Below are 25,307 nucleotides of genomic sequence, written 5' to 3' on the forward strand. Positions count from 1 at the left end.
TTGATACAAAGTTAAATAGTTCGTTTGCAGAATTAATTGCGTATAACAACGTAATTCCTTTTGCAAAAAACACATCATAATTTTCTGATAAATCAGTCAATACTGTGCCTGTATTAACTTTATATTCTTTATGCATTTTTTTTGCCATAAAGTTAAAGAATGGAGATATATCTAAACCAAACCAATTAACGTTTTCTAAACTATTCGCTTTTCCAAGGTGTGGTAATAAGAATTTTTCAAGCCTATTTATAAACTCAATGGTATCTATACAACCAAAAAGTGTTTGTCCCAACTCAAGAAAAGAGCCACCGGAAATATCCAACGCAATTTTTTTATTTAGGTTGAAAATAAAATCATTTTCATGATGGATCTCACTTTTAAATAAGTAAATTATGTCGTCAATATTTCCAGCCTTTAACGCATCAGTCATCTGTTTATATGCAAAGATGTCATTAGAATACCGAGCGTGCATGAGCCAATCATAAGCTTTTTCATTGACCCGAAAATCGTATACTTCCTTATTGCCTTTATGAGAATCGATAGAACCAAACTCAAGGTAGGTAAATATCTGTTTTGGCGATAGTTGATTATTTCCTTTCGAGTTCATAACAAGTACCTTTTATATATTTTTTAATGTAAGAATTAAATGGGATATCAATTACTGACTTAAAAGAAGCGACAGCTACCACATTGGCGAATAACTAATTTTTAGCTAATAAATTTAACAAAAAATTATTAATTGGATCATTCACAAACCCAAACAATTTATTTTTGACATTTTTATTGATAATTAAAGAATTTACAATTTCAGTCACAGAACCTTGTGAACCAATGATGATATCTTGTGAAAAGTATTCTATTTTATCAGGGTGAAAGACTGGGATACCCATAAATAAACTATTTTGCTTTAATTCATCACCATCAAAAATTGCAATAGGATTGAAGTTTCTATTACATTGATTGGACAAGATAATAGACTCTGTAAAAGCGCCCGCACCGTAAAAAAGAATATCACCACATTGAACATTCGAACCATCATAAAAATTAATGATTTTCAAATCATTGCGCACAACATCATTAATCTCTTCCACACTTTCTATCGAAACCTGATAATGGTCCCGTAACCACATTAATTCATGTGTGACGCTAATTTCACCATTGTCAATGGCATCGCAACAGAACTCAAACGCCACTTCCCCCCTTATTTTCCACCAAACCTTACTTTCTACTGAAAGCAAGTCAAAGTCTTCATGATGAACTAGCTTATAAAAAGCAGTAAAGCCTAAAGGATAGTAATACTCCCTTACATTACTGTTTCTAATATAGTTTTCTGCTAATAATAAAAGTGATAACGCAGAATGATTTGCCATCACTCCAAAAGCCATAGCAAAAGGCCCAAACGGTCGGTTTGAAACGATTAATTGACGTAACTTAAAATCAACATCTTTTGAAGTTCCTTCGTTTAGAAAATAGGTAGTCCATTCTGGTAACACTTGACCACTAACAATATGTTCAATATTGTCGACGAGGTAATCAAAAGAAGCGCCAGGGTTGTATATACCCGCAGCTAAACATCTTTTTTTCCGGCACTCCTCTGAAGTATCAAAACGACTATTAAGTGCTTGATTTAATACATCAATAAAATGAATTTTATCTGTAGTAAAGTAACGTCCATCATGCCCATACTGCAATGAATAACTGGGATCCAATTTATAAACTATCGTTGGACAACCCGTAGCAAGGTCAAAAAGATGATTATAGTACTCCCTATGAGTGACCATAACGGCCCCCCTTGCGTAATCATCAATATATGAATCTGCATCGCTGTAATAAAAATTTGAATATCCTCTGCCCAAGTTAAGACATTCTATGACCTTAGGATGCTTATTATTAAAATGATGGACTCGGAAAATGATCGTTTTATCAGGAAATTCATCCAGCAATGTTTTTAATGTTTCAAAAATAACATCCACTACCCAATATTCTTCAACGCTTAATAAAGAAAGATGATAAATAATAGCTTTTTTAGGGCCTGTCAGTTTTGATACTGCATTAAAAAACTTGTCGAGCTTTGGGAAACCAAAAGGCAATTCCGAAACGAAAGGCTGTTGATGCAAGCGCATCACTGCTGGAAAACTGTTGATGTATTTCTGTGTTGTTAATTTAGGCTGTTTCCTTGCGCCTAATACATAGTCAAAATAGAAGCCTCCCCCATAGACACAAAGTGTAGATTCTATGGGAACATCAGTGCCATGTGGTAAACCGATTCTAGTTATTTTTGATGGTATATACTCATAAATCGATTTATTAGACTCAGGGATAACTATGACATCCAATAAATCTATTTCTTTACACTCATCTCGACGGCAAAATAAAAAGGGCACTTCCGGATAATGCTTTTCAAACCATTGTCTATGAATATTATTTTCATCATCAACAATAATTCCTATACTATCTACTGATGAATACTCATTTAAATCTTCAATGTATTGAATTAATTGATTAGCAATTGCTGAATACTCAACAATAACACCTATTTTATAAATATTAGAATCCAGTTTTTTCCAATATTTTTTTTGTAAACCAATACCTGAAATCAACGATTCATCCCTTTGACAAATACCAAAACAACTTTCTTATTTGATTCTTTTCAAAAATCCATCAGGGGCAACGGTAATCAGTAATTTATTTTGGATACTCTTATCAATCTCAAATTCAGAGTGTGATTTAAGATACTCCCAAACAGCTGTTTTAGGATTATTTCCACGTCCCCATGGACGGTCTGGAAACATATTTTCAGGCATATCTTCAATGATGGTATCGAAAACCACACAGTAGCTACCAACACTTGTTAAGGACGCGTAAGCATTTAGCTCAGCGATAACATGATCATGAGTATGATTAGAATCAAGACAAATCAAAACCCGCGAATAATTCGCAGCGAAAGCTTTAGTTTGAGCAATAATATCAGGGTCGATGCTAGAACCTTGTATCATTTCAATCCGCGAAGACATGGGGTGCGCTTCAATGGCTTCTCGGTTATGTGCGCGGATATCAATGTCTATACCTAACACTTTGCGCTTTGATTTTTTAGGATCCAGCATTTTGCCTGACTCGATCGCTTCGCACATATCGAGTTGAGCTAACATAGAAGCACTAAAAATTAGAGAGCCGCCATGAGCAATGCCTGTTTCAATTATAAGATCAGGCTTTACTTCCCAAATTATTTCTTGCATGGCGACAATATCTTGTGGGTACTGAATTATAGGCCGACTTTGCCAAGTAAAGTGATAAGAGTATTTAAATTCATTTGCCAACGTAAACCACATATTGGTCTGCTTTAAAAGGCCATCACTTTTCGCCATGCCCTCTATTTCAGAAGAACATTCTTTAAAAAAATTATTATTCACTTTGCAACCTTTTTAATTTTAATAGTTACTTCATACTTACTACCATCATCAACAAACCAGCAAGATGGATGGCCACTAAATGTTCTGGCTCGTAAAAGATTTAATAAATCACGAGCTCTATATTGTTTCTCTAGGTTAATTTGACTCGCTTGCTCGAGTTCAGATGATTGGTGAAAACTACCCATGCTAATATCCTGTGGTTTACACGCTGTGTGACCACTTTTTAATTTTATATATGCAAGTTGAAACAAATCAACCATCGATGAACTAGCTTTCTTATATAAGCTTTCACCATTATCTGTCCAATCGTAAGGGATCTTTTTCTGCAGAAGAATCGCACCAGAATCAATTGATAAGTCAACAAAATGTATACTTACTCCGAATGGTACTTGCTCGACTAACGCCCAGAAATTATAATTTTTACCTCGATTAAATGGTAAATAACTAGGGTGGGTATTAATAAAACCCTGTTTTGCTGATTTAATTAACTTTTTTGTTATGATGTGTGGCCACCAAGCTAGAATCCCTAGATCAATATCACAAGGTAATCTTTCATAGAAGTTCTTATCCTCTTTATAGAAAACATGCGTTTCTATTTCATTTTCTTTGGCAAGAACTGATATATTATTTTCAGATGCGGTGATGACCATAATAAGATCATCAATATAGTTACTTATCAAATAGGATACTATTTTTTCCCCCACGTCCCCATCAGCAAAAATCACAACGTTCATGATATAACCCTTTGTATGACCTGAATCACTCTATTTTGATCTGTAATGGTCATATCAAAATAACTCGGGAGATTTATTGCTCTAGAGTTTATTTTCCATGAGATGGAATTATGATGAGGTCGGTCAAACATAGGCAAGCTTGAAAGTGGATAGAAAAACACTCTAGCATCAATATTTTCTTCGGCAAAGGCGAACTGTAGCCGTTCACTAGTTACCTCTGATTCTTCTGTAAAAACCACTGTAGGCATCCATACTCCATTGACAACTCCGTCTGGCTCAGGGTTCATGGTTAAACTGGGAAATGATGATAGATGATCTCGATAATATGTAAAAATTTCTCGCTTTCGGTCTGTCAATTCTTCAATACGTTCCATCTGCGCGCAACCCATAGCAGCTTGAATATTCGACATCTTATATTTGAAACCAATTAAATCAGGCCAAAACTGCTTCGTTTGCCCACGGGCGCGACCATGATTGCTCAGTGTAAGCACGTGTTCATACAATTCAGCGTCATTGGTGACAAATATTCCACCTTCACCAGTCGTAATGGTTTTAGTGCCATGAAATGAAAAAGCACCAAACTTGCCCATTGAGCCTGCTCGCTTACCGTGGTAGACGGAGCCTATCGCTTCAGCAGCGTCTTCAATCACCGGAATGCTATACTTTTCACCTATGGCTAATAGCTCATTCATTTCACACAAGTTGCCATAAATATGCACAGCAACAATCGCTTTGGTCCGAGGAGTTATAGCTTTTTCAACTAAATCAGGATCTAAACACCAACTGTCGGCTAGAATATCCACAAAAACAGGTTGTGCACCAAGATGGATTATTGGAGAGGCGGTGGCTATCCAATTAGTATCGGCCAAAATTACTTCATCGCCTTCACCTATGCCTAAGGCGGCCATACCCATATGGAGCGCGCCGGTGCAGCTAGAAGTAGCAATAGCGTATTTAACACCTAGATGCGCCTTAAATACTTGCTCAAAACGTTCAATATATTCATAACACTTTTCGCCCCACCCATTTTGAGCAGCATCTGTGGCATAACGAACTTCTAGTTCAGTGATCGACGGTTTAGTGTAGTGAATTCGATTAGTCATTGGTTTTATTGCTTATTTTTACAAAGTAGTTAGTTTGATCAATCATAAATGGCTACTTGAGGAACTGCCGTTACAAATTTTGTACCTAGTTTAGAGAGTTTGTCATTTTGCTGTTTAATCTCTGTAGCAATATTCCAAGGAAGAATTAACAAATAATCAGGAATAAACTTAGATAAAGAGTCTGGGTGCAAAATTGGAATATGGCTTCCTGGCATATACTTGCCTTGTTTTGCGGTTGCTGCATCACAAACGAATGGCAGTAAATCTGGTTTAACTCCAGCAAAATTAAGTAGCGTATTGCCTTTAGCTGCAGCACCATAAGCTACGACAGTTTTTCCCCTGCGTTTTTGCTCAAGTAAAAAAGTTAGCAAATCATTCTTAACTTTATCTGCTCGTTTCTGAAATTGTTGATAAGGAGTTAAAGTTTGTAATTCATTCTGCATTTCTATATCTAACATATCATTGACGGCTTCGGAATTTGCACGCTTATCGTCTGAATGACAACCAAAAACCCGTAAACTTCCCCCATGAGTTGGCAATATTTCAACATCCCATATTCGTAACCCCGCAGCTGCAAAGATGTGTGATACGGTATACAAAGACAAATAAGAAAAATGTTCATGGTAAATAGTGTCAAACTGAACCTGTTCAATCAATTGCATTAGATGTGGAAATTCTAATGTAATAGTTCCGTCAATTTTTAAAGCCGCTTTCAGTCCTCTGGTAAAATCATTTATGTCAGGTACATGCGCAAAAACATTGTTGCCAATAATTAAATCAGCCTGTTTTTCCATTTCCGCAAATTGTTTACCTAAGGTTTCGCTAAAAAATTCACGTAATACAGGGATGCCTATTTGTTCAGCAGCACTGGCAGTACTTGCTGTTGGTTCAATACCTAAACAAGGAATGTCAGCTTCTACAAAATTTTTCAGTAAATATCCGTCGTTTGAGGCAATTTCTATCACATGACTGTGCCTATCCAGTTTAAGACGCTTTATAATAGCCTTTGAATAATTAGCAGCATGAGTTAACCAACCACTTGAGGTGCTTGAAAAATAAGCATAATCGGCATTAAATAATTCATCAGCTTGCGCATAGTCTTCGGTTTGAACTAACCAACATTGATCGCACACTTTCACCTTGAGAGGAAAATAAAGCTCTGGTTGTTTAAGTTGCTCAACAGTTAAGTAGGCATTTGATGGCGGTGCAAAACCTAAGTCTATAAAATTGTGGATTAACTTTGTATGGCAGTGTCTGCATTTCATTTACGTGCAACTCCTGAATATTCTACATCTAAAGGGGGAAATGCTTGATCTCGTGCAGAACACTCACTAACAGGCAATGGCCAATTAATGGCTAATCGAGGTTCAAAGATGTTAATTCCAGCTTCAGCATTTGGCTCATAAGCCGCAGAATGGCAATAAAGTAATTCAACGTCATCACACAATGTTTGAAAACCATGGGCAAAACCTTCAGGGATCAACAGACCGCTCCCATCTTCACTGCTTAACGTTTCCCCATACCATTGTAAAAAAGTAGGCGAATCGGCCCTTAAGTCGACTACGACATCCCATATATGACCTTTTAAACAACTCACCAACTTCATTTCGCTAAAAGGAGCATGTTGAAAATGTAATCCTCGCACTGTGCCTTTTTTAGCTGTAAAGGTATGATTGATTTGAGCAACAGGTCCATGCCAACCGCATGTTGCTAATTCAGAGGCGCAAAATATCCGAGATAAAAAACCACGCTCATCACCAAGTAGTTGACGTTCAACTTTTTTTACCCCCTCTAGTGGTAAATCAGTGATATTAAAACGACTCACAACAAAGCCTCATAAGCTTCGATATCAGTGGTGCATAAATCGAATGCAGTTTTCCCTTGATTTTCGGCTCGATACCAATCAAAGGTTCTTTGTATTGTTTGGTTTAATGGCCAAACCGGCTGATTTTGCAACAGATTAGTAATCTTGCTTGTATCTAACATCAGCACCCCCGCTTCATGTAAGCCTTTATTCTCCTGATGATAATTAACTTCACCAGTACCATAAACATTGCGTGCGATGTCAATAACTTCACGTACAGTCACAGCTTCATTAGCATTAGGACCAAAATTATATGCACCAGCCAACTCAGGTTGTAAATACAACTTTTTCGCTAATTGCATATAACCGAATAACGGCTCTAATACATGTTGCCATGGGCGAATTGCCTCAGGGAGTCGTATTTCTAAGGGCTTTTTATTTTGCCAAGCACGCACTGCATCGGGAATAAGTCGATCTTCCGACCAATCCCCACCACCAATAACATTTCCTGCGCGAGCCGTGGCTAAGGCAACGCCCCGTTCAGCTAAAAAGGCTTGTCTATAACTGGCAATGACTAATTCACTTGCCGCTTTACTAGCACTGTATGGGTCATGCCCCCCTAGACGAGCATCTTCATTGTAAGGATGTAAACACTCGTTATTGTGATAAACCTTATCTGTTGTAACCATAACTACCGACTTAACAGTATCCACTTCTCGTAGAGCTTGCAGTAGATTAGCCGCCCCCATTATATTGGTTGAAAAAGTATCTAATGGTTGCAGATAGCTAGCACGCACAAGTGGCTGAGCGGCAAGATGAAAAATAATTTCAGGCTTTGCTTTTTGTACTAAAAAAGTCAGCGCAGCTGAATCTCGAATATCACAAACGTGGTGTTCGCATAAAAGTTCGATATTTGCTCTAGAAAACAAATTAGGTTCGGTAATAGGTGAGAGACTAATTCCAGTAACTTCTGCACCTAGCCTATGTAACCAAAGAGTCAACCAACTACCTTTAAATCCGGTGTGCCCTGTAATTAGTACTTTTCGTCCACGGAAAAAGTTGGCAGATGAGGGCATTACCATAATTTCCAAGGAGGGCTTTTAGATTGCCATAAATCTTCGAGCTGATTTTTATCGCGCAAAGTATCCATCGCTTGCCAGAATCCATGGTGTTGATAAGAACTCAATTGACTTTGTGCAGCGAGGTGGTGCAATGGCTCACCTTCAAAACTACTTTTATCATTTTCAATCAAGTCAAATATTGTTGGTTCAAGTACAAAAAAGCCTCCATTTATCCAAGACCCGTCACCTGCAGGTTTTTCTTTGAATGTTTGCACTATTCCGTCCTTGATATTCAAAGCACCATAACGCCCGGGAGGCTGAATAGCGGTAACAGTGGCTATCTTCCCATTGCTTTTATGATGCGCTAATAGTTGAGCTAAATCGATATCAGCAACACCATCACCATAAGTAAAACAAAATGTTTCATCACCAATATAGTCTTTTACTCTTTTCAAACGCCCGCCTGTCATACTGTGCTCGCCAGTATCAACTAAAGTTACACGCCAAGGCTCTGCATGTTCTTGATGCACTTCCATCTGATTAGTACGCATGTCAAAGGTCACGTCAGACATATGTAAGAAGTAGTTAGCAAAGTACTCTTTGATAATATAGCCTTTGTATCCAAGGCAAATCACAAAATCATTAATTCCATGATGTGAATATATTTTCATGATATGCCACAGAATAGGTTTACCACCAATTTCAATCATAGGCTTTGGCTTCAGATGTGATTCTTCGCTAATTCGTGTTCCTAAACCGCCTGCGAGAATAACTGCTTTCATAAATTGAAGATCCCTAAATTACACCGTCATTAGGTATAAGTGATAAAACTCCAAAGCGACGTTGAAGTATGTCTATTATTTCATGCTCAACATAACGCTGCATTCTTTCATCACCATCATATAAAAGTGCAAAATCATCAAGATAATAGTTAATAAAATCATAATTGCTCAAATACTCATCTGTTCCTGAGATTCTTTTTGTATAAGCGTTATATGAAGGATCTCTATCTTCAAAGAATCTACGAAAATAAGATTGGTCTTGCATCAATTTTAGTGAACCAAACCATAACAATCGACTTATAATCACATGGTCGCAAGATTTCGTTCCTTTGAATGTAAATCCATCAAGATGTTGTCTTCTAAATACAGATTGGATAATTGTACAATCTGACAATTGTCGAACCGACTGAATATAACGACCTAGTTTTTTGGGGCTAAAGTTATATATTGCAGAGTGTGAGATTGAAGGTTCTTCATCCCCTTTGAAATTGCAAGGGATGCCACAAGCCATTGCTACTTCTGGTTTTGAATCCAAAATATCGATAGCTTTATTTAAATAGCCATCGCTTATACAGTCGTGTCCACCTAACCACATAAAGTATTCCGACTGACTAATATCAAACAGTGATTTTAAATTTATAAATGCACCAACATTTTCATTCTGCTTCAATAATAAAAACCTGGGATCATCTTCGATAACTCGACGACAAATATCCCAAGAGTCATCTGTTGATGCATTGTCAGAAACAATAAAAAGTACATCTGAAGAACATTCTTGTATTTTTAAAGACATTAACGTTTTTTCAATATATGCAGCTTCATTATAAAGAGGAACACCAACACATAATTTATAATTTTTCTCGAGTTTATTTTTCATATTTTTCTTTTCATCGAAGGTTTAACAACAACCAGATATTCACCTTACTTGTTCTAACCTGCTACTTAACACTTAGCATATTATAAGACCCCCCAATAAGGTCTTTAACTTGCGGAAAGGTCGCGTAAATTACCTAATAATACTTTCTTTACTGTCGAATAGTTATCGGAAAACTACATTAATACTTTAGAAAGTCTAACAGGGTGACTTTGAGTTAATTTCTTACGCCTAAGCTTTAACACCTAGAAAAATATAACTTTATCTATTGCTTGCGGAAAAGCCTGCTTAAGTTCTGACATCATCTCTGGTCGGTGTTTATCAGTAGCTAAAATAATGGCATCAGTCTGCCTCATTTCTGTATCGTTCATTGACTGGATTGTTTTCATGTTTACACCTAGAAAACTATTATTGTCTTTTGTGGCATTTGAATCGATTATATTAGTAATGACTAGGTCAATTCTCTCTCTTTTTATAATTGACCTAGCATAGTTATTCGCCCCCCAAATCATAATATTTTTCGCCTCCCGCTTTTTACAAACTTTCAGAACATTTCTCAGTCGTATACGCCACTTAGTTTTCAGATATATAAAAGAACTTAAACTTTTTAAACTAGAAAATGGAGTATAAAATAAGGTTCGAAAAAACAAGCGATTAAATATAATGCCGTAGATAGTAGAAGATATATATGCACGCTGTAGTATTACTCGCTGATAAAAATATAATGCAGACTCATGATCAAAGTAATGTGAAACATGTTTGTAAAACCAAAGTGAATAATGCCAATCGAGGCTCCTTACAACGCTGTCCGGCGAGTTTTGATAACGTACGGTAAGTGGCTCTTGGATAAAATAAAAATCATCAGTCACCGCACCTAATCTCAGAGTAAAGTCCCAATCCTGATGACCTCGCATTCTTTCATCAAACAAAACATTAAGAGCTAAACTTCTTGGTACGCAGATCGTGCTTGATTGAATACCTCCAACATTATTAGTAACAAAAGAGTAATGTGCCACTGACTCATTTTTATTTTTCGAACTCACTGGCAAAGGCAGTGAACACCTTTCGTTGATTGAATTACAATATTGGTGATGAATAACAAAAGCATTTTTGTCCGTAATGGTATTAATTAGTGCTGCTACTTTAGCAAGCTTTGTTGACTCCCAAATATCGTCGGAGTCTAATAGACAAATAAACTCACCGATTGCAGCTTTAATCCCCGTATTTCTCGCCGCAGCACCATTTCTATTGATTTCATGTCGTATAATACTAATACGACTATCATTCAGTTTATCAGCCAAACTCCTTATCTTTGCTGACGATGCGAATTCTGACCCATCATCAATTATTACAATTTCGAAATCTTGATATGTTTGATTTAAAACAGAATCTAATGCTCGTAATAGGACCTGTTCTCGATTATAAACCGGAATAATAATGGAAAAAACTGGCACTCTAGCATTACTCAACATAATTATTGTTCCTTGCGTTGCCTGCTGACTCTTTCCCCAAAAAAGCTACAAATAACGTTTGGGATTTAGACTTAAAGAAATAGACTTTTTCTCAGGCCAAATACCACCTAACCAAAGACAAGTTTTGAAAAAATATTTGATACATTACCTTTATCGTTGGTTAAAAAACTGCATTTTTTTCGACTTAACAACACCTTAGTCAATATGTACTCGTAAATTATAATTGCCGTGCGTTAAATCATTACTAAACTGAAACATCTCTTAGTATCGGCTAGTGAAAATAGTTCTTGAGACATATGCCCTATTTACAGATTGCAACTTACAGCATCTCTAAACTGTTAACATCTATTAAGAAAAACTTAAACTCACATAGGCTTTCTTGTTGTAATTTTTCAATGTGATAAAAAGTTTTATCGTGCATATCCTGGCCTCCAATCTCTGCTATTAACTTAAGACATTTATCCTTTGGCCAACAAATTAATATCACTTGATGCTCGGTAATTAATTGCTGTTCTAAAAGCTGCACCGGATGGTGTTGAACTGAAAGTTGACAGTCTGCAGGCAGATCAGAACAAAATGTGATGTCGAGTGCAGTTGATGACACTAAATATTGTGCAAAAGTCCCCACTCCAACGACTAGTAACGACTTGCTTTGAAGTATGTCATCAGGGATAAGCAATTCAACTCGCCCAACTTGTGCATTGGGCATAATAGTCAATTTATTTTGTATATTTTTCTTGACTATTTTGGCCGTATTCTGGTTTTGCAAGGCACTAAAACCGGGAACGTTATCTAGTTTCTGGTAAACATCAGCTTTATTTCGTCGACATAGATGATTAAAAATCAAACCACATAGATATTGTTTAGCCACCACTAGTTTTTCTTCACTGGGACACCAACCACTCAGTAATTTGCTTAGCTGAACTTGAATGGTTTCTTTGTCCGTCGCCTGTAAACAAAATTGTTCGACCGCATAATAAGGATTGCCACAAACTAAAACAGGCTTATCACGGTAAATCATTTCAAGCCCACTTTGACTATTCGCTACAACACCAAAGTCAGCAAAAGACATGATTTGATAAGTGTTGCAATCGTCTCCACTGAGCAACAGTACTTGAGGGTTATCACCAAAGAGTTTCTGCAATTCTTTGGCTGTACCGTTACCCTGCTTTGCTTCCAAAGGGTGTAATCTGCAAACAATTAAATCATCGCTAGTAGATTGCATAAGAAACTGTTCAATGACAAAACGTAAAAATAAAATCTGTTCTGAAAATGCGAGAAGGTCATTTACAATCACAGCATCATAAGACACTTGTCCAAGAACTAATCCTACCTTTCCTTTACACTTTTTAATTTTCTGCAATTTGCTGGATAAATTTTCACTGGCCACCGGCATAGAAATATAACCATTTAATAATCCATGACTTTCTCGTTCACGCATTAAACTATCTAGCATATCAAATTGCTCTTGTGGCACTCTAAGATTGCGAATAAAGGGCCACTTGTGAACAAAAGCATGATGATTAGCAATTTGAGTACTGTTAGGTTCGAGATAAAAATAATTTTGTAAAAAGAAGCTTTCAATACAAATTAACTGAACTTGATATTTGTGACTAAAATAGGCACCTAACTTAGTTTCAATTCGATAATTACCAAAAATGACCACAGCTTTAACATTGTGAGTAGAAAATTGCTGTTCCAGCTTTTTAGCATAATCTTTAAAACAACTTATTAACTTTGCCTTTTCTTCTTTAGTTTCTATGTAATACCCATACTGGCCATTCAAACGAGCGACGGTATGCCTAATCATTTCATCCCAATCTAACTCATTGAGATAATCTTCAGCAATATCGCTGTACTTTGATAACAATAGGTTTTCCTTCCAAGGAGGAAGTTCCCCTCCAAGAATAGTGAAACCTTTTTCAAAAAAATATTCTCGCAGCCACAAGTGCACCATACCTGCGGCAAAAGGTTGATCCAGAAAAAGAACACTAGGAATGCTATTTGATGACTGCGGTAATTGAAGTTGCATTAGCTAGACACCTACCTCAAGTTGACATGCATAGTCAAAATGCGACAACTGATTTACATAAACTTGGCAAAATTTCGAACATTGATTCATTGTGTAACTTCAATTTGAAGGATTTTTTGCATCGCATCATCAACAGGAATTATAGTCGGATTGTCTACCGCACCATTCCAAGTTTTAACTGGTACCTTCCAATCTCCATAATGTTCCTGTAAAAATATTTCAGGATAATCTGGAAATAACATTTCACCAGCAGTAGTCGATTTTAAGGAGCAAGGTAAAAATCCTTTAGTACTAATCACATTTGCGGCAGGTTCAAACCAGTAGGTTTTATCGCCTCGAACGTAATGCATAATAAAATCAAACATCACTCCATTTTTATAGAGTTGCATCGATCCTATCGTTCTACCTTCACTAAATCTAGCTAAGGGTTTAGCCTGCCAATTGCTGCCAAAGCGAGCTAGTAAAAAGGCTTCTGTATTAGCAGGTCCGAAATAGCAACAATCACCAATAGCATAGTTTTGTGCGGGGAATAAGGGCTGGTCAAACCAATGTTCACAGTTTAAATCACGCCAGCCAAAGCCTTTTTCCTCGTTGATATACAAGAAAAAATTCACTCGCCATTGGCCTATTACCAACATCATGCTTTTAATATGTTTGTTACTGTAACTTAAGGATACATCGCCTAATATTCTTAAGCTTTTTAGCAAATTATCTAAGTGATCGTCATCTTCAGGGTTTATTAATATTCCTAGCGTATCTGTTTCAGCAAAAAGGGCTCTATCTCTGTATAAATTTAATAGCGCACCGCCAATTAAGCAGTGTTCTATAGCTCGCTCTTTCATTAAATTTGTTACTTGAAATATTAAATTTAATCCAGCGTCTAATTCCTTTGGACTTCTCACTCCCAAGTGGTGAACCCTGCATTCATAGCCAATTTCGCGATAGCTAGATTCGAGTGCAAGAGTCGCTTCGAAATCCGCTTCAAAAACAGCAAAGTCTAGATCTTTATCCCAAGGTAAAAAATCACCATCACGGACCATGCCTAATAAAGAACCACCAATCAGAACGGCTTCAATTGCTGATTGATTAGAGACATCTAAAACTTCTCTACATATTTGATGGACATTAGCGTAATCGGAATAAATTTTATTTAAGGTGTATTGCATATGATGACTACTCAATAACCTTCACTATCTCTGCACGTACAACACTAACCTTGAAACTAGATGTAGCGGCAATTAATTTATTTTTCATAACGTCTGCCCCTTAAAAACCGTGGCAGATTTAACATCACTGAGTGACCATTCTTTTTGAGGTGTTTGCCAATCGCCGTAATGGCCATTTAAGTAAGCTTCAACATGATTGGGTAAATACACTTCACCACCAGCAAAGGTGTGGCTTTGGGTTTTGCTAAAATGACGAGAAGGCATACGAAACCCGCGGGAAGCTAAGCAATAGTCCATATGTTCGCCGTGAATATATTTTACAAAAAAGTCGATACCAGGAAAGTCCCCAGAGTCGTCATTAGGGAGTAATTTAAGTGCCCGAATGGCTCCTATTGGCACAGCGCCATAGGTTTGTTGATTAATATATTGGTGTAAGGTCCAAGTTACATCGGTTATCTCAAACATCTTGGGTAAAAGCTGCTCTACAACCTTGATGGTTTGGGTTAAATGATTGGCATCAACAGAAAAATCCAAATCATCATCCCAAGGAATAAGCGCATTGTCTCTATACACGCCGAGTAAAGTGCCGGCATCAATATAATGAGGCACATGGTGCAGTTTTAAGTTCTCAGACAACATCAACAGCAAGTCTACTGCGGTTTGACCTTGTCTATGGGAATTTTTAAGCTGTATTGGTTTAATCAGTCTTGCAGGTAATACTTCGACTATTATTTCAGGAACTAACAGTTTCAACTGTTGTTGTATCTGTTCAAAAAACTCACTGGCAATCAAAATTTTATCAGGTTTTAGTGTAGCTATGTCTGACGCTGCAATGACGGGGATATTTTGAATACTAGAGCCGTGTTTCTTACTGTCGTTATCAACAAATGCGAGCACATCATATAATTCGGATATACCAGAAAGTGCAGAGCGCCCTGACAAACTTGCGCCAAATATCACAACCTTTATTGTTTGGTCGCTCACAATTTTTGATACTCATTTGAAAGCTTCTGCATATTTAGCTCTTCATTAAATAATGGGGATCTAGCTTTGGCTATAGTTTATTATCGGCTAGTACTGTAGCGACTTTAATCGCTTCCTACTCGCAACACCTAAGCAGTACTACCCGCATCCACAGTCATCACAGTGCCTGTGATGGCCGAGGCTTGTTCTCCGAGCAAATAAATCACCATAGCCGCGGCATCGTCCACTGTGGCTAACTTACCCAAAGGGCTACGACGTTTTACACTTTCTAATTTATCACCTTGTAAACTGCTGGTCATATCGGTTTGCATGTAGCCAGGGGCGACACAATTAACTGTGATCCCTGCTTTGCCTACTTCACGGGCTAAAGAGTGGCTAAAGCCTTCTAATGCGGCCTTACTGGCCGCATACACACTCAGGCCATTAAAACCTGTCTTGGCAATAATCGACGATATATTGATGATCCGCCCTTTGCGATTCAACAACATCGAACGTACTAAGTATTTACTGAGTAAAATCGGTGCTTGAATATTCAAACGCATCAAGTGTTCAATGGCAGAATTAGGCATAGTTGCCAAAACACCATCATGTCCCGCGGCAGCGTTATTCACTAAGGCATAAGGTCGGCCATATTGTTTAATCAGTTGTTTGCATAGCTGAGATAAATTGTCTACGTCGGCTAGATCCGCAGGGTGAAAATGAACTAGATCAGGATAGTCTTGTTGTAATGCTTTAAAAGCTTCAGAAAGTTGCCTCGCAATGGCAATCACACCGTAACCCTGTTTTGCCGCTTGTTGGCAAATGGCTAATCCTAAACCTTTGCTGGCACCTGTTACTATGACGTAATCAGTCATGCTGTTGCTTCCTGTTTAACTTTCTATTTAACTTGCCGCTCGGATCATGGGCTATGTTATTTACTATGTTGATTTTGGTAGGTATTTCAAAGCGTTGCAATTGGTTTTTGCAATTGATCAAAATTTGCGTTTTAAGCTGTTGCGGGTCGTCTGCGTTTAGCACTGTTATATCAGCTACCACTAACTCCCCCATTAAAGCACTTTTTTTTGGGTACACTTTTGCTTGGCTAACATTAGCGCTTTGCATCAGTACTTGTTCAACTTTCTCTGGATACACTTTATTGCCACCAACATTAATGGTACCTGTAGCGCGTCCAATAAACAGCACTCTATGTTCTTTGATTTCAACTATATCTAGCGTATCCACAAAGCCTTGGGGATCGGTTTGCGCACTTAATGTTTGGCAAACCTTAAAATTAGGTTTAACCATTAAATGTTGTGTATCTGAGACTTTCAAAGCAACCGGCAGGGCTAGGCTTTCAAGCCAAGTAAGCGGGAATCCAGCCAAGCCATCACTGACCACAAGGCCGACTCCAGTTTCTGTCGAAGCGTAAATATGCCGTAATTTTGCCTTGGGAAACAAACGGCTTAAATTATCTAAAACACTTTGATCGGCAATTTCACCCCCTAAGGTAATATATTGAAGCTTTAAATCACCCAACTGCCCTGTCATTAATAGTTGTCGCCACAAACTTGGTGTCGCAGAAATTGCCGTTGTTTTGTTTTGTTTTAATAATGCAATTTGTACAAGGGGTTCATTTTCAGCGGCATCCACTAAATTCGCACCACTCAATAATGCTTGTAATACTACTTGTAACCCAGCAAATCTAAAGGGTTGATACAACAATGCCCAACACATACTCTGAAGTTGTTCACTGTATTTACTGCTAGCCGTTAAAGACTCAAAAGAGTGTGAATACCATTTTGGCTCCCCAGTAGTGCCTGATGTAGCCATATACCACTTAGTTTGCACAACTTCAGAAGAACTAAAAACCGGCTGCTTTTTGGTGGCATCATCCATAGCTGCATCGCCGCTTAGCGGCCATTTAATGAGTTCTCCCTGAGGAATAGCAACATTAGGAGGGCATAAATAAATCGCTGAACACCAGCCATCAAACGCAATCAACGCAGTAACAAATTCAGCTAAATGTGTATAACCAAGTGCAATATCACCTTGATAAAGCTGTGGGTTCTGGTGTTTTATTTCAGCAGCTTTTTGGATCAGTTCAGATACAGCACAACTTTCACCTTCGTAGGTTATCACCCCAGTTTTGGGTAGATTTTTTAATTGCTGAAGCAGGCTTTGCATAATAAAATTACTGGTTGTTAGCGCATTGTTGGTAAATAGCTAAAAACTCAGCAAAGGTGCTGGGATAAATATCGATTTGTAACTCAGTAAAAGGGTCAAAACCTAAGTCTTCTTCAAGCTGGGCCACTAACATAGCATAACCAAGAGAGTCCAAACCACACTCAAGCAACAAGGTAGTTGGCTCAATGGGTTCAACTAAGGCGCAATCACTCAAATCGGCAACCTGTTGCATAGCGTGTTTAATTTGTTGTTCTAAATTCGTCATTGTTATTTTTTTAAACCTATCCTAAAAATCTAATCTGGGCAGCAGCAAGTGCAATATTTTTGGGCAACTTGGTGAGTATTTTGTCACGCTTTTGAGGCCACTGCTTAAGTTCGTAACTGTAATGTAAGATATCAAAATCTAGGCCGTTACGTTCACCGCCTTTTTCCATGCTTACTTGTTCATATTCAAACACTTTATGCATTTTATTGGCAGAGTTATTGAACGACAATACTTGAGCCAATAAATGACTAAACTGGTTACAACTCGCTGTATAATCTAAAGCCGCCACTTCTAAGATAATACCACTTCCCGGCCACACATTGGTCTCACCTAAATAACAGCCCCATTCAGGCGTAGCTGTATTCATATCTGAAAAATTAAGCACACCTATAGGCCGTTGATTTTGCAAAAACACAAAAAATGTTCGGCTGTCATCACCTTCAAGCTTTTCAAACCAAGCACAGTGTTCTTGCCATTTTACAGGGGCACTATTATGCATGTTTTGCATAATCCTTGGACTGTTTCGCCATTGCAAAACTAGCTTCAAGTGTTCTTTTTGAAGCGGTATAAAGGCATGTTCAGGTAGCGATGCTTTCATTACAAATTATTACTTGCTGTTATATTTTCAGACATTAGTTTTACAATATTAAGGGCTCCATCAACTACAGGGAGCTGCAATGCCTTTTTATGCATAGAGTGCAACAACTCAGGTTGTTGCCACAAGGATAAACACTGCATGACTAATTCATCAGCGCTTAAATCATCGCTATAAACTAGCTGGCACCAACCTTGACTGGCCGCATCTTGACTGGCATTTTTTTGGTTATCAGCCACCACCACCAATATTGATGGCGTAGCACAAGCGAGCAACTCAAACTGGCTGCCCCCTGCTGCTGAAATGGCTAATTTAGTGTTTACTAACACTGAGGCCATATCTTGGCAGTCATGGTGATGAGTGATATGCAAATTGCAGTTTTTGATTAAGTCAGTCAACTCATGCAATCCTTCATAGGCTGCACCAGTTATAATAGTGATTGGCATACTAGCATTAACGTTATGCAAAGATTGTAATGTCAGAAGCGTCAATTTAGTGGGGTCACTTGCGCCGAACATAATAGTTAAGTTGTTACGTTCTGACCATTTTAGATTGGTAAGCTGCAGGAATTCCTGCCGTAACACCTGATAGTCTCGACCTATTGCCAATAACGCTTTAGGAGCGGTAAGTTGATAACCATTTAAACCCGCATTTTGCGCTCCGTTGATAACCATATCTGCAAACAGCGCACCACTGTTATTCATATCATCGAAAACGGCGAACTTAAACTTATTGGAATGAAGCGACTGACGATACGCTTGATCAAACTGATACCCATCAAGCACTAACCAATCCGTTCGTAAATTTGTACATTGCTTGACTAACCATTCTGGCTCTAGGCTTTTATCCATATCGGTAATGGGTAAAATGGGTGCAGGCCAATCAGTTCTATTACCACAAAAATGCTGCGAACCTTGCGACATAAAAAAAAACACCTCATGGCCGCATTTCACTAAACTCTGTGCTAAAGCCATACAACGCATAACATGACCTAGTCCGATGCTTGGTTCGCCTTCGACTCTAAAGACCACACGCATTATGGGCTTCACTCAAACATCGACCAATCTAAGGGTGTACCTTTAACTAATGGTTGTTTAGCGACTTTACCTAATACCTTGTCCCAGTTTTTTGGAGCTAAGCCAAAGGCAGGCCGTACAATTCTCAAGTTTTGAGTACTTAATATTTGCCCCTGTTGTACATCTTCACACACGTATATTGAACGACGATATTGCTTGGATTTTTCTTCTGCAGCCGTGCCGCCATAAGTGACCTGTCCTAATGCTTGATGGGCTCTTTGTGTTTCTAACACCAACGCCCTTAGCTCATCTGGTTCTAAGGAAAAAGCAGCATCTACACCACCGGCTTGTCGGTCTAATACAAAATGTTTTTCAATTACCGTTGCACCCAATGCAACAGCTGCAACCGACACACCAACACCTGCAGTATGATCTGAAAGGCCCACTTGGCAACCAAAGGCGTCTCGCAAATGAGGGATAGTCACAATATTGGACTGAGTAGGTTGTGCCGGATAAGTGCTGGTACATTTAAGTAAAATAATATCCTTACAACCAGCTAGCCTAGCGACGTTAACGGCCTGTTCAATTTCAGTTAGACTCGCCATACCGGTTGACATAATCAAAGGTTTTTTCTTACTTGCCGCTTTGCGGATAAGGGGTAAATCGGTCAGTTCGAATGAAGCAATTTTAAAACAAGGCACATGCAAATCATCGAGGAAATCCACAGCTTGTTCATCAAAAGGCGAACTAAAAGCTAACATGCCTAGAGACTTAGCTTTATCAAACAATGGTTTGTGCCATTCGTAAGGTGTAGCGGCTTTTTGATATAAGGCGTGTAACGATTGACCATGCCATAGGCTGTCTTTTTCTTGGATAACAAAATGTTCGCTGTCTACGTCTAATGTCATGCTATCAGCCGTAAAGGTTTGCAATTTTATGGCATGAGCACCGGCTTTCGCGGCCGCTTCCACCATATCCATAGCAAGGTCCAATTGCTGATTATGATTACCGCTCAACTCAGCTATGATAAAAGGAGGAAAACCTGCGCCTATACTTCGCCCGCCTATTTTAATGTCATTCATCCTGTTGTTCACTATCTTGTGGCTCTATGGCTAGATGAACAAAAATCGACTCGATGCTTTCTAGCAAATCCTCTGGTTTATCGCAGTTACACTCTAAAGCAGCAATATGACTTTCATTGTTGCCATGTTGCATACAGCTTGTAACAGGATCAGTTGCAAATTCCGGCATTAACAAAGCAGGCTCACTGACGCCACTTATCAATAAAGTCGGACACTCAACAGCTTGTGCATACCAGCGATATCCACTAGGTTTGCATACCGTTAGGTCACTGGCTTTGAGCATTTTTAATAACGAACGAATATCTCCTTTAGCATCCTCGTCATCCCAAACTACAAAACCTTTTTGTTCTAAAAGTTTCTTTAGACGACTTGTATAGGGATAAAGGTAGCCATCGTCAGATTGACCTAAACACAAACCAATCACTTTATTGGTTTTACCTTTTTTAGCCAATCGTTTGTCAGCACCAATCGTTATAGTTTGCTGTAATTTATCAACCACCAATCCACAACACTTGGTTAAATAAAACTCTGGGTATCCGCCTTCACCCTCAACATCATATTGCCACCAAGGACCATACCACTTGTGCATATTGACAAACGAACTCGCCATAAAAGCCGCTGTTGAATTAACGTAGTCTGCTTGCAGACTTGTGTCTTGGACTTGCTGCAATAACAACTGAATCGACATATTCAAATAATTACCACTGACGGGTTCGCCGGCATCAGCAAGAAAACGCGCCAAAAAGCACGGCATAAAAGTGGTATCTAAATTAATTATTTGAGTGTAATTTTCGCCGATAATATCTTCGGCTAATCCTAAGAATGACTCCATGGCTTGGAAAAACTCATCTGGCCACTGCTGCTGAGTCACATGTATTACCTGCACGCTTGGCTCGGCTAATTTAAGCAGCTCAGCACCATCACCAAAGCTCAAAAAATGTATCTCTGCATTCGGATGGGTTTTCTGAAAATAGCGCAATACCGGAAGGCCTATCGCGCAGACATCGCCCGAACTTAACATTCTGATCAATAATATTTTTTCGGTTTTAGACTCTAACAACTCATTCACTTTTTAGCCTCTGAACGTAAGCTTGATACATCAATTCTGCCTGTAGCCAATCTTCTGGGGTATCGATATCTTGGACTAAGTGACGAGGCAAAACCACAGCTAAACTATGTTGACTAAAAATCTTTTTATTAGATAAATAATTATCGCTTCTACCCCAATAAAACTGGCCAGCATCATGGTAGGCCTCTTGCAAATCCTGAGAACGTTTACCTATATCTTCAGGAAACATCGCTGATATACCTGCTTGGTCTATTTTCAGAGCCCGTTGTACCGGAAAAGGAAAACTGGTAACTGAGAACGCAAAAGACTTTTCACTATCTTGTTTAAGTAAGTCCAAGCCTTGTTGCAGATATTTAGCCTGTAAAAACGGCGCAGTTGCATAAATACAACAACAAAATTCTGGTTTATAAAAATGTTCAATACAATACTTGATACCGTGATTTGTGACCGGCCTTGTACCCACAAAATCATTAGAAAGCTCTTGAGGTCGGATAAAAGGCACATCAGCACCATAGGATTTCGCTACCTCTGCGACTTCTTCACTGTCCGTAGATATTAAGATTTTATCAAACAAACCTGATTCTTTGGCCGCCTCAATCGAGTAGGCGATAAGTGGCTTGCCAGCAAACATTTTAATATTTTTACCTGGGATCCGCTTACTTCCACCACGTGCGGGAATAATAGCGATATTCACAGCAACACCTGGTGTAGCGTATCAATCACTTTGGTTTGTTCTGTAGCAGTTAAACTGGGGAACAACGGCAAGGTCAAAGCGTTTTGATAAAAGTGCTCAGACACAGGAAAATCGCCTTGTTTAAAACCAAATTGTTGATAGAAAGGCTGTAAATGAATAGGGATATAATGCACATTCACACCCACTCCTTTGTTATGCAGTTGCTGGTAAACGTCTAGGCGCTGATGTTGCGTTAGTTCGACCATATACAGATGCCAAGCACTTTGAGACTGAGTCTGAACAATTGGCAATTTTAAGGGTAAATCAGCTAGTTCTTTATCATATACTTTGGCGAGTTCAGAGCGTTTTTGAATAAATACATCCAGCTTTTTGAGCTGTGACAAACCAAGGGCCGCTTGCATGTCACTTAGGCGATAATTGTAACCCAATTCAATTTGCTGATAATACCAAGGCCCGTGACTTTCACCTTGGTATTGCGAAGCATCTTTAGTGACACCATGCTTAGCAAATAATTTAAGTTTTTCATGAAGCTGGCTTTGATTAGTTAATACTGCGCCACCTTCAGCACTAGTGATAGACTTTACTGGATGGAAACTTAATACTGTCATATCAGAATAGACACAACTACCAATCTTAGACTGCTGATAACTCCCGCCCAATCCATGAGCGGCGTCTTCAATTAAAACAATAGAATACACCTGGGTGAGCCTGTGAATAGCTTGCATATCACAGCTAAGGCCAGAAAAATGCACTAGGATCAAAGCTTTAGGTAGACGATTCAGATTTGCTGCATTAAGTAATTTTTGCTCAAGAGCGTCAATATCAATATTGCGGGTATCAGGGTCGATATCCACAAAATCAATACTTGCGCCGCAGTAAAGCGCACAATTTGCCGACGCGACAAAGGAATTAGGGACGGTCCAGACTGAATCACCCGCGACCACACCAGCAGCCAAACATGCCACATGTAATCCTGACGTGGCACTGTTAACAGCAACACAATGCTTAGCCTTGGTATATTCACATAAAGCTTGTTCAAATTGGGGAACAACAGTGCCTTGGGTCAAAAATTGGTTGCGTAACACATCCACAACCGCATCTATATCATCTTCATCAACCAAATGTTTACCATAAGGGATCATGTAAACGCCCCTTACAAGGTCACTTTATCAAGTGTTTTTAATTCATCGATGGTCAAAAAGTGTGGATTAGTACCTGAGTGATATTCAAATTTATCTGCCACTGGTTGCCCTTCTTCACCCAACTTATTCTTTTGATAATTGATGGTTTTATCAAAAAACTTTATTGCAGGAGTAATGACATAATGGTCTTCAAATTCAAGAGAATGATGAGCCATTTCTTCTGGTACCATCACCTCATGCAACTTTTCGCCAGGGCGAATACCCACAACCTCATATTCTCGTGTACCGCTAATCGATTCAACTAAATCTAAGATACGAATAGAAGGAATTTTAGGTACAAATATCTCCCCTCCCTGCATACGCTGAAAGTTTTGCACGACAAATTCAACACCATTATCTAAGGTGATCCAAAAACGAGTCATTTCTTCGTGAGTCACCGGCAGCTTAGTCACACCATCTTTCAATAATTTATGGAAAAATGGCACAACTGATCCTCTAGAACCTACAACATTACCGTAACGAACCACGGCGAATCTAGGGCCTTTAGCACCTGAGATATTGTTGGCAGCCACAAATAATTTGTCTGAAGCAAGCTTAGTGGCACCATACAAGTTAACCGGATTGGCCGCTTTATCAGTAGACAATGCAATCACCCGGCTCACATCAGCTGCGATAGCCGCTTCAATGACATTTTGTGCACCATATATATTGGTTTTTATACATTCATTAGGATTGTATTCAGCCGCTGGCACTTGCTTAAGCGCCGCTGCGTGGACCACATAATCCACATCACGCATAGCTGATATTAGGCGTTCTTTATCCCGCACATCACCAATAAAATAACGCATACATGAAGAGTTAAATGTTTGCTGCATTTCAAATTGTTTTAACTCATCTCGTGAGTAAATAATCACTTTTTTAGGAGAATAATTTTTTGTCAGGTACGCTGAAAAACACTTACCAAATGAACCCGTGCCGCCTGTAATTAGAATAGATTTATTATTAAACATACACAGCCTTTAATCGCATTTTTATCAGACAGGTTATATTGGTTATTATTGACCCGCCCATTTGTCAATATATCAGATATTCATCGATATTTATTTACAGCTTTACGTCCTCGCACTAAACCGCTTAGTTGTTTTAATGACGCATTAAACAGTTCTTCAGCATAAGCAACTAATGCGCCATTTACTTTTAATTCGGCAGTCACAAAATTATTTTTTTCTTGCTCAGGAAGGTCTTCCAAAAACTTTTGAATAAAGTCATCTCGTTCATTCACGAGTTTCAAAAAAATAGACTCATCAGGATCATTTTCAGTTGTCAGTTCTGACAGATCTCGATTAATACTTTTTAATGGGGAAGGAGTAAAAGAATGATCTAATATTAGTTTTTTCAAATCACTGCTTGACGTTTTTGCCTTTGCATTTCATAAGCCTCTTCTTTAGCTGACTCAGGAATTTGCGACCAGGCTGTTTTAATGGGTAAAAGCAGAGTAATCACTTCATCAACAATCTTCAAGCTATTCTGTACATTAGCGTCAATCAATCTTTGTATCATATAATCGTAAAGTGCAAATAAATTATCAGCCACCTCTGCGCCTTCCTTTAATTCTAAGGTTTCACGGAGGTTGAGCAATATAGCGGTAGCACGAGAAATATGCTCTGACTTACCGGCATAATCTTTTCGCTCAATACAGCCTTTGCTATAAGCCAGTTTATCTAAGGTGCCCTGCATTAACATCAAAGTTAACTTGTGAGGATCTGCTTGACTAATTTCTTGTTTCAAGTTGCCTTTTTTGTAGGCATTGATACCTTTTAACGCCATGCTGATATTCCGTGTTGTTGATATTTAAATTG

26 protein-coding genes are annotated in these 25,307 nt (G+C 38.5%); all 26 read right to left on the reverse strand.

Annotation, left to right across the window (positions count from 1 at the left end):
• On the reverse strand, positions 1-607 hold a 607-nt coding region (locus tag GARC_RS18610), incomplete at its 3' end, for a hypothetical protein (RefSeq protein WP_039990071.1).
• Positions 608-701: 94 nt separating this feature from the next.
• Positions 702-2,600 carry a nucleoside-diphosphate sugar epimerase/dehydratase gene (locus GARC_RS18615; RefSeq protein ID WP_007623125.1) on the reverse strand — a complete coding sequence of 633 codons (1,899 nt, stop codon included), beginning with the start codon at positions 2,598-2,600 and terminating at the stop codon, positions 702-704.
• Between the two features lie 36 nt (positions 2,601-2,636).
• On the reverse strand, positions 2,637-3,410 hold the full coding sequence (locus GARC_RS18620; protein WP_007623126.1) for a cephalosporin hydroxylase family protein: 774 nt from the start codon (positions 3,408-3,410) through the stop codon (positions 2,637-2,639).
• On the reverse strand, positions 3,407-4,144 hold the full coding sequence (locus GARC_RS26055; RefSeq protein WP_007623127.1) for a formyltransferase family protein: 738 nt from the start codon (positions 4,142-4,144) through the stop codon (positions 3,407-3,409). The genes GARC_RS18620 and GARC_RS26055 overlap by 4 nt, the downstream gene beginning before the upstream one ends.
• Positions 4,141-5,247, reverse strand: coding sequence for a DegT/DnrJ/EryC1/StrS family aminotransferase (locus GARC_RS18630; RefSeq protein WP_007623128.1), 1,107 nt, complete (start codon positions 5,245-5,247; stop codon positions 4,141-4,143). The genes GARC_RS26055 and GARC_RS18630 overlap by 4 nt, the downstream gene beginning before the upstream one ends.
• A 38-nt stretch (positions 5,248-5,285) precedes the next feature.
• On the reverse strand, positions 5,286-6,512 hold the full coding sequence (locus GARC_RS18635; protein WP_007623129.1) for a class I SAM-dependent methyltransferase: 1,227 nt from the start codon (positions 6,510-6,512) through the stop codon (positions 5,286-5,288).
• Positions 6,509-7,072, reverse strand: a complete 564-nt coding sequence (locus GARC_RS18640; protein WP_007623130.1) for a dTDP-4-dehydrorhamnose 3,5-epimerase family protein — start codon at positions 7,070-7,072, stop codon at positions 6,509-6,511. Before GARC_RS18640 ends, GARC_RS18635 begins: the two co-directional genes overlap by 4 nt.
• Positions 7,069-8,127 carry a CDP-glucose 4,6-dehydratase gene (gene rfbG / locus GARC_RS18645; RefSeq protein ID WP_007623131.1) on the reverse strand — a complete coding sequence of 353 codons (1,059 nt, stop codon included), beginning with the start codon at positions 8,125-8,127 and terminating at the stop codon, positions 7,069-7,071. The genes GARC_RS18640 and rfbG overlap by 4 nt, the downstream gene beginning before the upstream one ends.
• Positions 8,127-8,894, reverse strand: a complete 768-nt coding sequence (rfbF, locus tag GARC_RS18650; RefSeq protein ID WP_007623132.1) for a glucose-1-phosphate cytidylyltransferase — start codon at positions 8,892-8,894, stop codon at positions 8,127-8,129. The genes rfbG and rfbF overlap by 1 nt, the downstream gene beginning before the upstream one ends.
• 13 nt (positions 8,895-8,907) lie before the next feature.
• On the reverse strand, positions 8,908-9,771 hold the full coding sequence (locus GARC_RS18655; RefSeq protein ID WP_007623133.1) for a glycosyltransferase family 2 protein: 864 nt from the start codon (positions 9,769-9,771) through the stop codon (positions 8,908-8,910).
• Positions 9,772-10,013: 242 nt separating this feature from the next.
• Positions 10,014-11,240 carry a glycosyltransferase family 2 protein gene (locus tag GARC_RS18660; protein WP_007623134.1) on the reverse strand — a complete coding sequence of 409 codons (1,227 nt, stop codon included), beginning with the start codon at positions 11,238-11,240 and terminating at the stop codon, positions 10,014-10,016.
• A 319-nt stretch (positions 11,241-11,559) separates the two neighbouring features.
• A complete protein-coding gene (locus tag GARC_RS18665) occupies positions 11,560-13,272 on the reverse strand; it encodes a capsular polysaccharide export protein, LipB/KpsS family (RefSeq protein ID WP_007623136.1) in 1,713 nt (570 codons plus the stop codon).
• An 86-nt stretch (positions 13,273-13,358) separates the two neighbouring features.
• Complete coding sequence (locus GARC_RS18670; protein ID WP_007623138.1) at positions 13,359-14,438, reverse strand: LicD family protein; 1,080 nt, start codon at positions 14,436-14,438, stop codon at positions 13,359-13,361.
• A gap of 84 nt (positions 14,439-14,522) precedes the next feature.
• Entirely contained in the window at positions 14,523-15,422 is a 900-nt protein-coding gene (locus GARC_RS18675; RefSeq protein WP_007623141.1) for a LicD family protein, read from the reverse strand.
• A 128-nt stretch (positions 15,423-15,550) separates the two neighbouring features.
• Positions 15,551-16,276, reverse strand: coding sequence for an SDR family NAD(P)-dependent oxidoreductase (locus GARC_RS18680; RefSeq protein WP_007623143.1), 726 nt, complete (start codon positions 16,274-16,276; stop codon positions 15,551-15,553).
• On the reverse strand, positions 16,269-17,585 hold the full coding sequence (locus tag GARC_RS18685) for an AMP-binding protein (RefSeq protein ID WP_007623145.1): 1,317 nt from the start codon (positions 17,583-17,585) through the stop codon (positions 16,269-16,271). The genes GARC_RS18680 and GARC_RS18685 overlap by 8 nt, the downstream gene beginning before the upstream one ends.
• A gap of 7 nt (positions 17,586-17,592) precedes the next feature.
• On the reverse strand, positions 17,593-17,850 hold the full coding sequence (locus tag GARC_RS18690) for an acyl carrier protein (protein WP_007623146.1): 258 nt from the start codon (positions 17,848-17,850) through the stop codon (positions 17,593-17,595).
• Positions 17,851-17,866: 16 nt separating this feature from the next.
• Positions 17,867-18,448 carry a UDP-4-amino-4,6-dideoxy-N-acetyl-beta-L-altrosamine N-acetyltransferase gene (gene pseH / locus GARC_RS18695; protein ID WP_039990073.1) on the reverse strand — a complete coding sequence of 194 codons (582 nt, stop codon included), beginning with the start codon at positions 18,446-18,448 and terminating at the stop codon, positions 17,867-17,869.
• Positions 18,448-19,482 carry a UDP-2,4-diacetamido-2,4,6-trideoxy-beta-L-altropyranose hydrolase gene (pseG, locus tag GARC_RS18700; RefSeq protein WP_007623158.1) on the reverse strand — a complete coding sequence of 345 codons (1,035 nt, stop codon included), beginning with the start codon at positions 19,480-19,482 and terminating at the stop codon, positions 18,448-18,450. Before pseG ends, pseH begins: the two co-directional genes overlap by 1 nt.
• Before the next feature lie 8 nt (positions 19,483-19,490).
• The gene (gene pseI / locus GARC_RS18705) at positions 19,491-20,543 is read right to left on the reverse strand and encodes a pseudaminic acid synthase (protein ID WP_007623161.1); all 1,053 of its coding nucleotides are present in this window, start codon (positions 20,541-20,543) and stop codon (positions 19,491-19,493) included.
• On the reverse strand, positions 20,536-21,612 hold the full coding sequence (locus GARC_RS18710) for a hypothetical protein (protein ID WP_007623163.1): 1,077 nt from the start codon (positions 21,610-21,612) through the stop codon (positions 20,536-20,538). The genes pseI and GARC_RS18710 overlap by 8 nt, the downstream gene beginning before the upstream one ends.
• On the reverse strand, positions 21,605-22,306 hold the full coding sequence (gene pseF, locus GARC_RS18715) for a pseudaminic acid cytidylyltransferase (RefSeq protein ID WP_007623166.1): 702 nt from the start codon (positions 22,304-22,306) through the stop codon (positions 21,605-21,607). Before pseF ends, GARC_RS18710 begins: the two co-directional genes overlap by 8 nt.
• Complete coding sequence (gene pseC / locus GARC_RS18720) at positions 22,303-23,448, reverse strand: UDP-4-amino-4,6-dideoxy-N-acetyl-beta-L-altrosamine transaminase (protein ID WP_007623171.1); 1,146 nt, start codon at positions 23,446-23,448, stop codon at positions 22,303-22,305. Before pseC ends, pseF begins: the two co-directional genes overlap by 4 nt.
• Before the next feature lie 11 nt (positions 23,449-23,459).
• Positions 23,460-24,458, reverse strand: coding sequence for a UDP-N-acetylglucosamine 4,6-dehydratase (inverting) (pseB, locus tag GARC_RS18725; protein ID WP_007623173.1), 999 nt, complete (start codon positions 24,456-24,458; stop codon positions 23,460-23,462).
• Between the two features lie 80 nt (positions 24,459-24,538).
• A complete protein-coding gene (locus GARC_RS18730) occupies positions 24,539-24,847 on the reverse strand; it encodes a hypothetical protein (RefSeq protein ID WP_007623175.1) in 309 nt (102 codons plus the stop codon).
• Entirely contained in the window at positions 24,844-25,275 is a 432-nt protein-coding gene (fliS, locus tag GARC_RS18735; RefSeq protein ID WP_007623176.1) for a flagellar export chaperone FliS, read from the reverse strand. Before fliS ends, GARC_RS18730 begins: the two co-directional genes overlap by 4 nt.
• Positions 25,276-25,307 lie beyond the last annotated feature (32 nt).

The sequence above is a fragment of the Paraglaciecola arctica BSs20135 genome, from assembly GCF_000314995.1.
Lineage (GTDB): Bacteria > Pseudomonadota > Gammaproteobacteria > Enterobacterales > Alteromonadaceae > Paraglaciecola > Paraglaciecola arctica.

What these genes read in the sequence shown, in the direction of transcription:
- GARC_RS26055 (WP_007623127.1), bottom strand. Translation starts at nt 4,144, where the DNA reads ATGAACGTTGTGATTTTTGCTGATGGGGACGTGGGGGAAAAAATAGTA.
- GARC_RS18630 (WP_007623128.1), bottom strand. Translation starts at nt 5,247, where the DNA reads ATGACTAATCGAATTCACTACACTAAACCGTCGATCACTGAACTAGAA.
- GARC_RS18635 (WP_007623129.1), bottom strand. Translation starts at nt 6,512, where the DNA reads ATGAAATGCAGACACTGCCATACAAAGTTAATCCACAATTTTATAGAC.
- rfbG (WP_007623131.1), bottom strand. Translation starts at nt 8,127, where the DNA reads ATGCCCTCATCTGCCAACTTTTTCCGTGGACGAAAAGTACTAATTACA.
- rfbF (WP_007623132.1), bottom strand. Translation starts at nt 8,894, where the DNA reads ATGAAAGCAGTTATTCTCGCAGGCGGTTTAGGAACACGAATTAGCGAA.
- GARC_RS18655 (WP_007623133.1), bottom strand. Translation starts at nt 9,771, where the DNA reads ATGAAAAATAAACTCGAGAAAAATTATAAATTATGTGTTGGTGTTCCT.
- GARC_RS18660 (WP_007623134.1), bottom strand. Translation starts at nt 11,240, where the DNA reads ATGTTGAGTAATGCTAGAGTGCCAGTTTTTTCCATTATTATTCCGGTT.
- GARC_RS18665 (WP_007623136.1), bottom strand. Translation starts at nt 13,272, where the DNA reads ATGCAACTTCAATTACCGCAGTCATCAAATAGCATTCCTAGTGTTCTT.
- GARC_RS18670 (WP_007623138.1), bottom strand. Translation starts at nt 14,438, where the DNA reads ATGCAATACACCTTAAATAAAATTTATTCCGATTACGCTAATGTCCAT.
- GARC_RS18680 (WP_007623143.1), bottom strand. Translation starts at nt 16,276, where the DNA reads ATGACTGATTACGTCATAGTAACAGGTGCCAGCAAAGGTTTAGGATTA.
- GARC_RS18685 (WP_007623145.1), bottom strand. Translation starts at nt 17,585, where the DNA reads ATGCAAAGCCTGCTTCAGCAATTAAAAAATCTACCCAAAACTGGGGTG.
- GARC_RS18690 (WP_007623146.1), bottom strand. Translation starts at nt 17,850, where the DNA reads ATGACGAATTTAGAACAACAAATTAAACACGCTATGCAACAGGTTGCC.
- pseH (WP_039990073.1), bottom strand. Translation starts at nt 18,448, where the DNA reads ATGAAAGCATCGCTACCTGAACATGCCTTTATACCGCTTCAAAAAGAA.
- pseG (WP_007623158.1), bottom strand. Translation starts at nt 19,482, where the DNA reads ATGCGTGTGGTCTTTAGAGTCGAAGGCGAACCAAGCATCGGACTAGGT.
- pseI (WP_007623161.1), bottom strand. Translation starts at nt 20,543, where the DNA reads ATGAATGACATTAAAATAGGCGGGCGAAGTATAGGCGCAGGTTTTCCT.
- pseC (WP_007623171.1), bottom strand. Translation starts at nt 23,448, where the DNA reads ATGATCCCTTATGGTAAACATTTGGTTGATGAAGATGATATAGATGCG.
- pseB (WP_007623173.1), bottom strand. Translation starts at nt 24,458, where the DNA reads ATGTTTAATAATAAATCTATTCTAATTACAGGCGGCACGGGTTCATTT.
- fliS (WP_007623176.1), bottom strand. Translation starts at nt 25,275, where the DNA reads ATGGCGTTAAAAGGTATCAATGCCTACAAAAAAGGCAACTTGAAACAA.